8 protein-coding genes are annotated in these 14583 nt (G+C 37.1%); 7 read left to right on the top strand and 1 reads right to left on the bottom strand.

Annotated elements, in window-relative coordinates; genetic code table 11:
- Nucleotides 1-8 precede the first annotated feature (8 nt).
- The gene (locus MP477_RS21465; RefSeq protein WP_257192053.1) at nucleotides 9-473 is read left to right on the top strand and encodes a hypothetical protein; all 465 of its coding nucleotides are present in this window, start codon (nucleotides 9-11) and stop codon (nucleotides 471-473) included.
- A gap of 145 nt (nucleotides 474-618) precedes the next feature.
- Here the strand turns inward: MP477_RS21465 and ligA are convergent, their stop codons facing one another.
- Nucleotides 619-2625 (bottom strand): NAD-dependent DNA ligase LigA, encoded by a 2007-nt coding sequence (gene ligA / locus MP477_RS21470; RefSeq protein WP_257192054.1) that lies wholly within the window; start codon nucleotides 2623-2625, stop codon nucleotides 619-621.
- A 240-nt stretch (nucleotides 2626-2865) separates the two neighbouring features.
- Here ligA and MP477_RS21475 point away from each other — a divergent pair, with 240 nt between their 5' ends.
- The 6 genes from MP477_RS21475 to MP477_RS21500 all read left to right on the top strand — a co-directional run bounded on the left by MP477_RS21475 (nucleotide 2866) and on the right by MP477_RS21500 (nucleotide 14313).
- Complete coding sequence (locus tag MP477_RS21475) at nucleotides 2866-5961, top strand: TonB-dependent receptor (protein WP_257192056.1); 3096 nt, start codon at nucleotides 2866-2868, stop codon at nucleotides 5959-5961.
- Between the two features lie 153 nt (nucleotides 5962-6114).
- Entirely contained in the window at nucleotides 6115-6861 is a 747-nt protein-coding gene (locus MP477_RS21480; RefSeq protein WP_257192057.1) for a glycerophosphodiester phosphodiesterase family protein, read from the top strand.
- Nucleotides 6862-7267: 406 nt separating this feature from the next.
- On the top strand, nucleotides 7268-10240 hold the full coding sequence (locus tag MP477_RS21485; protein ID WP_257192059.1) for a SusC/RagA family TonB-linked outer membrane protein: 2973 nt from the start codon (nucleotides 7268-7270) through the stop codon (nucleotides 10238-10240).
- Between the two features lie 10 nt (nucleotides 10241-10250).
- Nucleotides 10251-11696, top strand: coding sequence for a SusD/RagB family nutrient-binding outer membrane lipoprotein (locus MP477_RS21490; protein ID WP_230041030.1), 1446 nt, complete (start codon nucleotides 10251-10253; stop codon nucleotides 11694-11696).
- Nucleotides 11697-11750: 54 nt separating this feature from the next.
- Nucleotides 11751-13316 carry a calcineurin-like phosphoesterase C-terminal domain-containing protein gene (locus MP477_RS21495; RefSeq protein ID WP_373567443.1) on the top strand — a complete coding sequence of 522 codons (1566 nt, stop codon included), beginning with the start codon at nucleotides 11751-11753 and terminating at the stop codon, nucleotides 13314-13316.
- A 283-nt stretch (nucleotides 13317-13599) separates the two neighbouring features.
- Nucleotides 13600-14313 carry a 3-ketoacyl-ACP reductase gene (locus MP477_RS21500; protein WP_230041029.1) on the top strand — a complete coding sequence of 238 codons (714 nt, stop codon included), beginning with the start codon at nucleotides 13600-13602 and terminating at the stop codon, nucleotides 14311-14313.
- The last annotated feature ends 270 nt before the right edge of the window (nucleotides 14314-14583 follow it).

The raw sequence follows: 14583 nt of genomic DNA on the forward strand, positions 1-14583 counted from the left end.
ATCATACAATGAAAAAAACTCTATCTCTATTAACATTGCTGTTTTTTATCGTATTAGGTATTCAGGTATCAGCTCAGGCATTTACATTAGAAAAAATTGCAGAATTCAATAAGCTTGGTATGTCTGAATTTAAAAATGAAATGAAGAAGATTAATTTCAGCTTTAATGACAAAACAGAAAGTGCAGATTTCACCCTGAACGAATATGAAAGTCCTGATCATACATTTAAAATTGGAAAATTTGTCTACACTAAAGATAAATCCCAGGACAGAATAGAGTGTGAATTTCCGGAACAGAGAGATTATCATAAGTATCTTTCAGCTGCTTTAAATGCTGGTTATAAAGAGATTGGTAAAGGGAAAATTATTACAAAAGAGCCTTATGTTGATTACCAGAAAGGAAAACAGCACATCAGGTTTATTTTACCTAAAGAAAATCAGAATGGCCCTTACAGTGTTCTTGTTTTCAAATAAAACGAAACTCTAAATTAAAATACAAAGGCTGTGAAAGTAATTTCGCAGCCTTTATTTTAGTGTAGCCCTTTTTCCACCTTAATAAATTTCTAAATGTAATTTTTATTTTATCAAATGCTAAGGTAAAAGAAAGCTTTTTTTATTCTTATTGTTTTTCAATCAAATCAAGGAACTCCTGCTCATCCAGAATGGTAATTGTTCCAATATCCTGAGCTTTTTTCAGTTTACTTCCCGCTTTTTCACCTACCACCAGGAAGTTTAGGTTTTTGGAAACGGCAGAAATATTTTTTCCACCATGTTTCTCCACCATTTCTTCGGCCTGTTCTCTGGTAAATAAAGATAATTTGCCGGTAAAAAGAAAAGCTTTTCCTTCCAAAACATTGGATAAAACCTCATTGGTATTTTCTCCCTTTTCAAGCTGTACACCGTAAGATTTTAAACGTTCTATCATCAGGATATTTTCAGAATTTTTGAAAAACTCTACAATGCTTACTGCAATTTTGGCTCCGATATCCTCTACCTGGCAAAGCTCTTCTACAGTAGCGTCTTTCAGTTCTTCTATGGTAGGGAAGTTCTTCACCAGTTTCTTGGCAACTGTTTCTCCTACATGCTTGATCCCTATTCCGTATAAAACTTTTTCAAACGGAATTTCCTTAGATTTTTCAATGCCTGTGATGATATTTTGTGCTGATTTTTCTGCCATTCTTTCCAATGGGAGAAGCTGTTCTTTCGTTAGAACATAGAAATCAGCTGGATTTTCAATTAACCTTTCCCTGTAAAGCTGTTCAATGGTTTCACTTCCCAGGTTCTCAATATTTAAAGCTTTTCGGGAAACATAGTGGATCATTCTTCCTACCACCTGAGGCGGGCAGTGAAGTTCATTCGGGCAGAAATGGATCGCCTGATCTTCAATTTTTACCAACTCAGTTCCGCATTCAGGGCAATGTTTAATGTATTCTATTTCTTTACTTTCTTCAGTCCTTTTTTCAGTGTTTACCGCAACGATCTTCGGAATGATTTCACCGCCTTTTTCTACATAAACGAAGTCATGCTCATGAAGGTCCAGCTTTTTGATAATATCTTCATTGTGGAGAGAAGCTCTTTTGACAATAGTTCCTGCCAGTAAAACAGGTTTAAGGTTGGCAACCGGCGTAATAGCACCTGTTCTTCCTACCTGGTAAGAAACGCTTTGAAGCTCTGTCTCTACTTTTTCAGCCTTGAATTTATAAGCCATGGCCCAGCGGGGAGATTTTGCAGTATATCCAAGCTGTCTTTGCTGCTGCAGAGAATTCACTTTTAAAACAATTCCGTCAATTTCAAAAGGAAGGTTGTGGCGCTCCGTATCCCAGAAACTGATAAACTCTTTTACCTCATCCAGGGTAGTACATAATTTTGCCTGCTGAGATGTTTTGAATCCCCAGCCATGGGCTTTTTGAAGCAGTTCCCAATGGGTTTCAGCCGGAATATCTTCAGCAATGAACTGATAGAGTACAGAAGATAAACTACGCTTTCTTACTTCTGCGCTGTCCTGCATTTTTAAACTTCCGCTTGCTGTATTTCTGGGGTTCATAAACGGATCAAGGCCTTCCTCTTCGCGCAGTTTATTGAGTTTATCGAAATTCTTTCTTGTCAGGTAAATTTCTCCACGCATAAAGAAATGCGAAGGGAAATCACCTTTCAATGTCAGGGGAATATCTGAAATAGTGCGGACATTCGGGGTAATTTCGTCTCCCTGGAAACCATCGCCCCGGGTTACTGCCTGCATCAGTTTTCCGTTTTCATAAAGAATGGAAATAGAGGCACCGTCATATTTTAATTCAGCAACAAACTCTACAGGATCATTAATGGTCTTAATAATTCTTTTCTCCCAATCTTCAAGATCCTCAAAATCATAAGAATTATCCAGAGAATACATTCTGAATTTATGCTGAATAGTAGGAAAAACCTTTGTAACTCCACCACCTACTCTTACAGAAGGGGAGTTTTCATCATAAAACTCCGGATGCTTTGCTTCCAGTTCCTGAAGCTGCTGCAGAAGTATATCAAAGTCATAATCTGAAATGGTAGGCATATCCAGAAGATAATAGTTTTCATTATGCTGATGAAGCTCTTTGCGGAGCTGTTCTATTTTTTGTTGAATGTTTTCGGACATTGCGGTTCTATCTTTTGAGCAAAAATAACTAAACTAATCCCATTTAGAAAATAACATAATTAAATATTACAGGAAAATTAATATTACGTAATGTCTTTTAACAGGCTGGTTATCTAGGGGATAAATTGGCTGTTTATAATAAATTAACATAACGTTTCGATTTAATTAAAAAAATGTTAAAACTCTCTTAAACAGAAGGCTCTTAAAGTCAAAATACCTTTGCACATCTAATTTGAGGTAATGAAAAAAGTAAAGATTGTACTGGGATTATTGTTTTTAGGGTTTGGAACGCTGGCATATGCACAGACTACACAGGCTTCTATTGTAGGGAAAGTAACAGGACCGGGAAGTACGGTTCAGGAAAAAGTGAAAGTAACGATCATTAATGAATCTACAGGATTCAGAACGGAAACGGAAACCAATTCAAAAGGAGAATATATCTTTAAAGAGATTCCTCTTGGTGGTCCTTACACCGTTATTGTCAACGAGGATAAAAAAGAAGGCTATAATGTCAACTTCGGAGATCAGGTTACTGTAAACATGGATATGGGTGGAGAGAAGCACATAGAAGAAGTAGTGATTACCGGAAACCTTAAAAACAAGATCGGAAACCTTGGAGCAGCTACAGCCATTTCTGCAAAGAATATAAGTATGCTTCCGGTAAATGGGAGAAACTTCACCAATCTTACGGAACTGTCTCCTCTAAGTGGAAAGGGAGGAAATTTATCCGGACAGCTGGGCTCTTCCACCAATTTCACCATTGATGGGATGACCGCTAAAAACCCAACCTCTGCAGGTTCTACTACCAGCCGGAGCGGTGCCCCTTTTTCTATTTCTATAGAAGCAGTACGTGAATTTAAAATTACAACCAACCAATATGATGTAACATTGGGACGAAGCGGTGGTGGAACAGTAAGTGCCGTTACCAAATCAGGAACCAACAAATTTTCAGGAAGTGCCTGGGAATATTTAAGAACCAATTGGCTTTCCAGCCCATATGATATCAGAGGAAATAAGAGACAGAATGATTTCTCTACCTCTCAGTTTGGGTTTTCATTGGGTGGACCGGTCATTAAAAATAAGCTGCATTTCTTTGTAGCCTGGGATCACCAACTGGATTCCAGACCATTGATTATTGCAGATATCAGATCTCAGGAAGATGAAAAAAGATTCAACACCACTACAGAAACGCTGAACAAGTTTCTGGATATTTCAAGAGCAAAATATGGGGTAGGAAACACTCCTCAGTTCGGAAGCTTTGATAAAGTGAGAAATTCAGATGCTGCATTTTTACGTTTAGACTGGCAGATTAATGAAAAGCACTTATTGACGTTAAGAAACAACTTCACTTACGATCTTAATAAAAACGGGCTTGGTGATAATACCAATATCAATTTCTTTGAATCTTACGGAAATGATAAAAACCTTGACAACAGTTTGCTATTGACTTTAAGATCAAATCTGAAGCCTAATGTGACTAATGAGCTGAAGGCTCAGTACTTATATACTTTTCAGAATAGTTATCAAAATGATGAGTTAGGAAGACCTGTGCCGAGAGCTATTGTTGAAGGAGTAGCATCAAGTGCCGGTTCTACGAATATCCAGATTGGAGGTCACCGTTTTGCTCAGGAAAGTTTCAGAAATAATGTATTCCAGATTGTAGATAATTTGTATTACAATACCGATAAAGTAAAATATACTTTCGGTGCAGATTTGATGTATACCACTTCAAAATCTGTTTATGGAAGTGAGGTAAACGGAAGATTCCACTTTAAGGAAGATCCGGATAAAAAAATAAGCAGCCTTGATAATTTTGATAATCTTAAACCTTACAGATTCTATAGAGAAGTTCCTTTAATGGATGACCCATCGGTAAGATCCAATATCTGGAATATCGGTATTTACGGGCAGTTTCAGACGAAAATTGCAAAAGGTCTTGATTTGATGGCCGGTTTAAGATTAGACTACAGCGGTTATCCGAAAGCGGAGTTCAATCAAAAGCTATTTGATGAAATGGGGATCAGAACGGATAATAAAATCAAATCATTTGTGATCCAGCCAAGATTCCAATTTGATTGGAATATCAACGAACAAAATAAAGATTTCTTGAAGTTTGGAGCAGGAATATTCTCTTCAGATATCAACAATTATATGATTATCAATAATTTGGTATTCGATGGAAAACATTTGGCTACAGTAGATGTGGATCCTGCAACTGTTGGTCTTACTCCTGATTTTAACAGCTACAGATCAGATTATGGCAGCGTTCCTTCCCTGGCTCAGTATCAAATTCCAACCATCAACTATACAGGAAAAGATGCTAAAATTCCAATCGTTTATAAAGCCAATATCTCCTATACCCACTTCTTTAATGAAAGACTCAGAGCAGGATTGGCCGCTTATATGGCGTTAGGTAGAAATAATTACTACTATTATGACAGAAATATGGTAGCGAACCCGTTCTTTACATTGGATAATGAAGGAGGAAGAGGAGTTTATGTTCCTACTTCAGCAATAGATGGTGCAAAAATCGACTGGAAAAAAGGAAGAATCAATAATAATTTTGGAAGAGTATTGGAATTGGTAAGTGACGGTAAAGTGAACCAGTTCTCTTTTGTAGTGGATACCAGCTACCGTTATTGGAAAGATGGAGAAATCACGGCAAGTTATACCTGGTCTGATATTAAAGATAATACCTCATACAACGGAAATGTGGCCAATTCTGCAACATTATCCACAATGGTTCAGGGTGATCCGAGAGATTTGAGAATGACATATTCTGACAACCAGTTCCGCAATAAAGTGGTTATTTATGGAAACTCACCTACTATTGCAGGATTTACATTGGGAATCAGATATTCAGGAATCGGGGGAACACGTTTCTCAATGACAGCAGGAGGAAATATTAACGGAGACTTTGTGGATAGCAATGACCTTGCTTATATTTTCCCGAATGTTACCCAGTCTATTATTGATGATCCTAATGTAGGACAGGCCTTGAAGGATTATGTGAATGAATACAATGGTAAAATTGCAGAACGTAACGGTGGTAAGAATGGATTCTACGGAGTTTGGGATTTACGTGTAGCTAAGAAAATAAAATTTGATAAAGTAGGGGCATTTGAGCTTTCTGTAGATATTTTCAACGTGGCAAACTTACTTAATAAAGAATGGGGCGTCAATGAATCCTATGGAAATACCTCAATGTACAGGATCAAAAAATTCGATCCGGTAACCAAGCAGTTTGAGTATACAAAAAATTTGAGTGGTAACGGTTTAGCCCCTTTATCTGGAAATCCGTATCAGATTCAGATTGGTGCAAAATACAGTTTCTAACAAGAAAATAATATGAACCACAAAAGGCTGAAAAATAGGGAAATGACCGAAAACAAGCGAAAAATTCTGTGTCTTTTGTGGTTTAAAACTTTTTAAAATAATTATCTTTATCCAAAAGTCTCCGGACTTGGTTTTTAATTATCAATTTATATTATGAAAAATTTTATCTTAGGATTAGCAGTTTTAAGTACAGTATTGATGAAAGCACAAACTCAGATTATCGCACACAGAGGGTATTTCCAGGTACAGCCTCCTACAACGGAGAACTCTATTACATCTTTAGAGAATGCTCAAAAGCTTAAAGTGTATGGATCTGAATTTGATGTGAGAATGACAAAAGATGGAGTATTGGTGATCAACCATGACGAGCACCATGATAAAATGGAAATCTCTGAGACTTCTTTTAAGGAATTGGAAAAAGTAAAACTATCCAACGGAGAAAAGTTTCCTACCTTAAAAGAGTACCTTAAGCAGGGAAAAAAAGATCCGTCTGTAAAGTTAATTGTAGAGATCAAGCCTGCTAAAACTCCTGAAATAGAGAATGAGATCACTCAAAAGACGATCAAAATGATCAAAGATATGAAGTTGGAATCTCAAAGTGAATTTATTTCTTTCAGCTTAAATATTTGTAAAGAAATCAAAAAGCTTGAGCCAGCATTTAAAGTGCAGTATCTGAATGGCGAATTGTCACCGGAGCAGATCAGAAAAGAAGGACTTGACGGCATGGATTATCATTACAGTGTTTTCCAGAAAAACCCTACATGGATTGCCGAAGCTAAGACGCTGGGGCTTATTACGAATTCCTGGACAGTAAATGATACAGCTGTTTATGAGGAATTAAAAAAGCAGGGAATAGGGTTTGTTACCACTAATATCCCTGAACAATTGAAAAATAAGTAAAAATAAATATTGCAATGTGTAAAGTCTGTCTCTTCCAAGAGGCAGACTTTTTTGTTCTTGTTCATCAACATTAAGTTCGCTGGAATTCTAACTGGCTTTTATTTTCTGTTTGCCGTGTATTTCGTAGAGCAGCTTGGCATTAAAATAAAACATACAGGATTTAAATTACTGTTACATAGTTGTTTATGATGTTTTGTTTTCTCAAAGACAGACAATAAAGATATGCAAATGGAATTATAAAATAATATTAAAAATAATTAATTAGTTAATGTGTTGTTAATCAATGTAGTGTGTAAATGTGTTAATAAAAACTTAATATTCCATTCAATATTTTTTTAATAAATGTTAAAGTGTTGTTAAAATCTTAATCATAATGTCCTTTTAATTTTGCACAAACAAAAAGGATATGCGTAAAGAGACACAAAAGCTGTTGGTTTTGTCACTGTTAGGACTAATCAGTGTAAACCTGACAGCTCAGCAGAAATCTAAAAAAGACACTATTAAAGGGCTTGATGAGGTGGTGGTAACTGCTTTGGGAATCAAAAGGCACGACAAGTCATTAGGGTATTCTACCCAGACGGTTAAATCTGAAGAAATATTACAGACTCAAAACAACAACTGGGCAGAAGCGCTGGAAGGTAAGGTGGCAGGACTGAAAGTGCAGACTGCGGGAGCAGGACCCCTTGGAACAGCCCGTATTACCCTCCGTGGAGACATTTCTATGAATATGGGAAATAATGATGCATTGATTGTTGTTGACGGCGTTCCCCTGAGCGGGAGAAAAACCGGTACCGGAACGGCAGCATATGGAGCGGGTTCAGGAGGAGATTTACCGATTGACTATGGTGACAGCTTCAACAGTATCAACCCTGATGACATTGAATCCATATCAATTCTGAAAGGACCTACCGCTTCTGCATTGTATGGTTCCAGAGGTTCCAGAGGGGCTATCATGATTACAACCAAATCCGGAAAAACAAAAAAAGGGAAAGTTCAGATTACCTTAAATTCATATTCAAGCTATGATACCGTTCTTAAGTGGCCGGATTATCAATATGAATACGGGCAGGGAACTCAGCAAAAAGATAAGAACGGAAATTATTATTATTCTTATGGAGCTTCTGCTGACGGTATCAACACAGGTTCTACCAGCAGTGCTTTCGGACCGAAATTTGACGGACAATATTACTTTCAGTATGATCCGGCTGTAGAAGGCCAAAGCCTGGAAAGAAAACTCTGGAGACCTTATAAAGATAATATTAAAAACTTCTGGCAGGTAGGCTCTACTTATTCAAACAGCTTGTCAGTAGAACATTCTAACGAATCTACATCCTTCAGAACTTCACTTTCTTATCTTAAAAATGAGTGGATGATGCCTAATACAGGCTTCGACAGGTTGAATGCTGCTATATCCGTAGATCATAAATTGAGCAACAGGCTGAAAATGGGAACTAAAATCAACTTCAGCCAGACTAAAAGTGATAACCTTCCTGCTACAGGATATAATAACCAGTCGATCTCTTATTTTATGATTTTCCAAAATCCCAATGTAGACCTCGAATGGTATAGACCCATCTGGAAAAAGGGACAGGAGCAGGTTGACCAGATTCACCCTTTTAGCTCATATATAGACAACCCTTATCTGATTGCCTATGAAAATCTAAACAGTACAAACAAAAAGATTATTACAGGAAACGTTAACCTAAACTATCAGCTGGCTAAAAACTTTGATATTGCTTATAAGACGGGATTGGAATGGAGTAATGAGCTCCGTACACAGAGAAGACCCTGGAGTTCTGCCAATTATCTGAAAGGATATTACAGGGAGCAATACATCAGGTATTTGGATCTTAATAATGATATTCTTTTTACCTATAAAAACAAATTCGGAGATCTTGGTGTGACAGCTTCTGCCGGAGGTAACATCAAATATCATGAATATACGATGAATGATTACCGGGCTAATGGACTTAATAAAGCAGGATTGTACCAGCTGTCTAATGCAACATCATTGGAAAACAGACTGCCAAAGCCTAACGATAACCAGGTAAACAGTTTATATGCATTGGCTAATTTCAGTTATAAGGATATGATTTTCCTGGATGTGACCGCCAGAAATGACTGGAGCAGTACCCTTCCTGATCAGAACAGGTCTTATTTTTACCCTTCGTTATCATCATCTTTTATATTATCGGATATTTTTAAATTGAAATCGGATAATCTAAATTTCTGGAAACTTAGACTTTCTTGGTCAAAAGTAGGTAATGATACCTACAATTATATGCTTGAAAAATACTATGAAAATAGTGTATTCACTGGATCTGTAGAATCTCCCTTATTGTATCCTAACCCTAATCTGAGACCGGAAATGATTACCAATGTAGAAGGAGGGATGGACTTTACCATTTTGAAAAACAGACTGACCTTTAATTTTACAGCGTATCAGAATAATTCTAAAGATCAGACCATTATTATTCCTGTACTCTATGAAACCGGATATAATAAAAGAATTATCAATTCCGGAGAACTTAGGAACAGAGGAATTGAAATGTCATTAAATACTACTCCTATTAAAAATAAAAACTTCTCCTGGAATGTAAATGCCAACTGGTCAATGAACCGGAATAAAATTCTTTCCCTTCCGGAAGAATTTAATGGAATACCTTACACGATGGCGAGTGTGGGAGGCGTGGTTTATTACAATGCTGTAGTGGGAGGTTCACTTGGAGATATGTATGGTTATGGCCTGATGTATTCTCCGGATGGACAGGTGATTTATGGTACAGATGGATTAACGGCAAAGCCAACCGAAATGAAAAAAATAGGAAATGCCTATCCAAAATGGAGAGCAGGGCTTCAGAATGAGTTTAAATATAAAAATATTACAGTTAGTTTCTCATTTGACGGACAGTACAAAGGGATCGCTTACTCACAGTCGCATCATAAAATGTCTGAACAGGGGAAACTTACCCATACTCTTGTAGGAAGAGATAACCCGGGTGGGCTGATTGTAGGGAACGGAGTAGTTCAAAATCCGGACGGAAGCTTTTCTCCGAATACAAAAGGAGTTCCTGTTTCTTCCTATTATGGAGATTATTACAGAAGAGCCAATGTAGAAACCAATTCATTTGACACTTCGTTCATTAAGCTAAGAGATGCCAGAATCTCGTATTCCTTCCCAAAATCTATTACAGAACCATTAAAAGTTACAGATATCAGCCTAGCTTTATTTGGAAGAAACCTTTGGATGTGGACAAAATTTCCATTATTTGATCCGGAAGCCGCTACCCTTGACGATTCTACCATTACACCGGGAGTTGAAATCGGACAGCTGCCTTCAGCCAGAACAGTTGGAATTCAGTTAAATGTTAAATTCTAAAAATTTTAAAATGAAAAAGATACTCTATATATGCTCATTTCTTAGCCTTGTAGGAAGTGCTGTTTCGTGTGACAGAAGCCTCGATGAAATTAATAAAGATACAAGTAGAATCAACGAACCTGTTGCAAGTGCTTTGCTGGCTCCAATACAATATAATATGGCTTCCATAGGCTATAACAGAGCCAATGATTTTAATTTTGATATCATGCAGGTTTCTCTGGATTTTCCGAATGAAGGAAACTCATTAAGCCGTTATTATATTACAGAAAACACAGGAACGGGATTCTGGAACAATTCATACAGGTGGCTGAAACAGGTTGATGACCTTAAAAAAGCGGCCATTTCTGAAGGAGATAAAAATTACCAGGCTATTTCCATGGTCCTCAACGCATGGATTTATTCCAACCTTACCGATACCTATGGCGATATTCCTTTTTCCGAAGCTTCACAACTGGATAATGGGGTTTCTCAGCCTAAATTTGATAAGCAGAAAGACATTTATGTCCACCTTTTAGATGATCTGAAAGCGGCTAATGCTCTCTTCATTACCACCAAGCCTCTCACCGGAGCAGATCTTTTTTATAAAGCAGATACCGATAATACTGGAATTGCCAATTGGAAAAAATTATGCAACTCGCTTTCTTTAAGGCTCTTGCTAAGAATACTAAGCCGGGAGGGAGAAGTGAATGTTAAAGAAAGAATTCAGGAAATCGTTAACAATCCAACGGTATATCCTGTTTTTCAAAATAATGCAGATGCAACAAAGCTTGATATTTCCGGAATTTCTCCATTAATGCCACCTATTGCAAGACCTCAGGATTTTACAACAGGAAGAGCAGCTTCAGATTTCTTTGTACAGGCTTTACAGAAAAATAATGACCCGCGTATACCGATGTTCTTTACCCAGGCAAAAGATCTGAAAAATAATAATATAGGATATGTGGGTGCTCCTTCCGGATATCCTTTCGGAACAGTTTTTACTTTCCAGCCATCCAATCTTAATCAAAACCTGGCAAAAGCCCCGCTGAAAATTTTTGTTTATCCCTATGCAGAACTCCAGTTTACATTAGCGGAGCTTGCTCTAAAGGGAATCATTCAGGGAAGTGCTAAGACTTTTTACGAAAACGGAGTGAAAGCTTCTATTGAACAGTGGGGAGCTGTAGTACCGGCCAACTATTTTGATAACCAAAATGTAGCCTATGAAGCAGACCTGAAAAAAATTATGCTTCAGAAGTATATTGCTCTTTTCTTTGTGGACCAGCAGCAATGGTTTGAAAAAAGAAGAACAGGATTTCCGGTACTTCCCAACAATGGAGGTCTGCTGAATAATGGAGATTTACCCCAAAGATTAATGTACCCACCCAATCCGAAAATATTGAATCCCACCAACTATCTGGCAGCTGTTCAGCAGATGGGAGGAGATCATATTAATGTGAAAATGTGGTGGAATAAATAAGAAGATTAATAAAGAATAAAGAATAAAGAAATGAAAGCAAAGATAAAATTTTTGATGCCATGTATGCTGATTTCGGCAATGGCGTTTTCCCAGACTTCTGTCTCCGGGTATATATATGAAGACAGCAATAAAAACCAAAAGAAAGAAAGTCGTGAAAAAGGAGTGGAAGGAGTAGCCGTATCCAATGGAGCACAGGTTGCCCTTACGGATAAAAACGGACGGTATAGCTTACCTGTTCAGGATGGACAGACCATTTTTGTCATCAAACCTTCAGGATACCAAACTGCTTTAAACAGCAATAACCTGCCTCAGTTTTATTACCATCATAAACCCAAAGGTTCACCGGCTGATTTTAAATACAAAGGAGTAGCTCCTACCGGAGAACTTCCTAGAGAGCTGAACTTCCCACTGTACAGGCAGAATGAAGATAAAAATTTTGATATTCTGGTTTTTGGAGATCCACAGCCTTATACAGAGAAAGAACTCGATTATTTTAAAAGAGGAATTGTAAATGAAGTTAAAAATACCAGAAAAAATGCAGTGCTCGGAATTAGCCTGGGAGATTTGGTTGGAGATAACTTAAGCTTTCAAAAACCTTATGCAGATGTGATGAAAGAAGTAGGATTGCCATGGTACAACGTTATGGGAAATCATGATATGAATTATGATGCAAAAGAAGACCATTTATCAGATGAAACATTCGAATCCAATTTTGGTCCTGCCAACTATTCATTCAACTATGGTAATGTTCATTTCATTATTTTGGATGATATTCTTTATCCGGACCCGAGAGATGGAAAAGGATATTGGGGAGGATTCCGTGAAGATCAGCTTCAGTTTATTGAAAATGATTTGAAATGGGTTGATAAGAATAAGCTTGTTGTGGTATCTTTCCATATTCCGTTGGAGCATAAAAACGAAGATAGTTTTAGAAATGCTGACCGCCAGAAGTTATTTGATTTCTTAAACCCTTTTCAGAATGTATTGCTCTTATCGGCGCACACCCATATTCAGCAACAGATTTTCTATGGCAAAAAAGCAGGCTGGAACGGAATAAAAGAATTACACGAATATAATGTGGGAACCACTTGTGGTGACTGGTATTCGGGTACGGCTGACGAAGCAGGTCTTCCTACATCAACGATGAGAGACGGAACAGCAAAAGGATATTCTTTCATCAGTTTTACAGACAACCAATATAAAGTTAAGTATAAAACGGCTGGAAAACCTGAAGACTATCAGATAAAACTGTACGTTCCAAAGGTCATTCCTTATCCTTCAAAAACCTCTGCAAAAGTGCTGGCAAACTTTTTTATGGGAAGTAAAAAAGATAAAGTAGAGTATAAAATAGACAACGGATCCTGGGAGGCCATGGAGTATGATGAAACAATAGATCCGAATTTTGCTCTTTCAGTTTTTAAATGGGATGCTACAGAGAAAATTCTTCCCGGTAGAAGACCTTCCAACCCTGAAATGTCAAAACATATCTGGGAAGCAGATTTTCCTAAAAAATTAGCCTTGGGGAAACATAAAGTTGAGGTAAGAGCTGTTGATATGTACGGAAATCAATTCTCCGCTTCAGAAGAATTTGAAGTACAGAACTCAATTCAGATTCCTTAAGCTTATTATTTTACTTTTTTTAGATTTTGAAGCCGGTTTATCATGAACCGGCTTTTTTAGTAAGCTGGCACTAAAAAAATCAAATTTTACCATAATCTTTGTCATTCCGGAAGAATCCATCTTCATTTCAATATCATTTATTTAGATTCTCCTAATGATAAATCATGTGGATTGTTTTGTGGTGAAGACAATAGAATGCCGTTAAAAAAACATTAAATATATATTCTTCTCGTCCCGTAAAAATGTTCTTTTGTAACTTTGTACAACGAAAAGTATTATTACAATGAACATAAACGGAAAAAATGCCATCGTAACCGGTGGTGGAAGAGGATTAGGAAGGGCAGTAGCGTTAGCTTTGGCTCATGAAGGAGTGAACGTTGCCATTACAGGAAGAAACGAAGAGAATTTAAAAAATACAGTTGACGAAATCCAGAAATTGGGAGTAAATGCAGCCTATGCTGTATTTAATATTGACGATGAAGCCTCTGTAAAAGCAGGAATCAGAACTTTAGCTGAAATGCTTGGTGGAGTAGATATTCTGATCAATAACGCAGGAATCGGGGATTTTGGAAGTATTGAAGATATGTCTTCTGAAACCTGGGAACAGGTGATCAAAACCAATCTATTCGGGGTATACTATGCGGCTAAGGCCGTTCACCCGTTTATGAAAGCTAAAGGAGAAGGTGATATTGTAAATGTAGCCTCTACAGCAGGTTTAAAAGGAGGACCTAATATGTCTGCCTATGCAGCTTCCAAAGCAGCGGTAGTTTCTCTATCCCAATCAATGATGGCAGAATGGAGAAAACAGAATATCCGTGTGATTACGTTGACGCCAAGTACCATTGCTTCTGATATGAGTATTCAGGGCGGACTTACAGACGGTAATCCCGAAACGGTATTACAGCCAGAAGATTTTGCAGAATGGGTAAGAGATATTTTAAAAATGAACAGACGCGCATTAATTGCAAATGGTTCTATTTTCTCTACAAATCCATAACAGATTTAAAATTTAAAGCCTCGCGAAACATACTTTACGTAGCTTTTAAATTGTTAAATTCAAAATAAATGCAGGTTTTACTTGTCAGAGTCGGAAGAGTTTTCTTCCGGCTTTTTTATTTTACTATCTTTTTTGCGACTTATTCTAAAGTCTTTAAAAACAGTGTAAAGCTGAAAATTATTCGCTCACAACAGAGGGATATGGGCTATTTTCTCTAACTTTGCATTTTAAATTTTTCCCCCAATATTATTGTGAAATTAATTAACTTAT

Origin of the sequence: Chryseobacterium sp. WG23, assembly GCF_024586575.1 — a bacterium.
Lineage (GTDB): Bacteria > Bacteroidota > Bacteroidia > Flavobacteriales > Weeksellaceae > Chryseobacterium.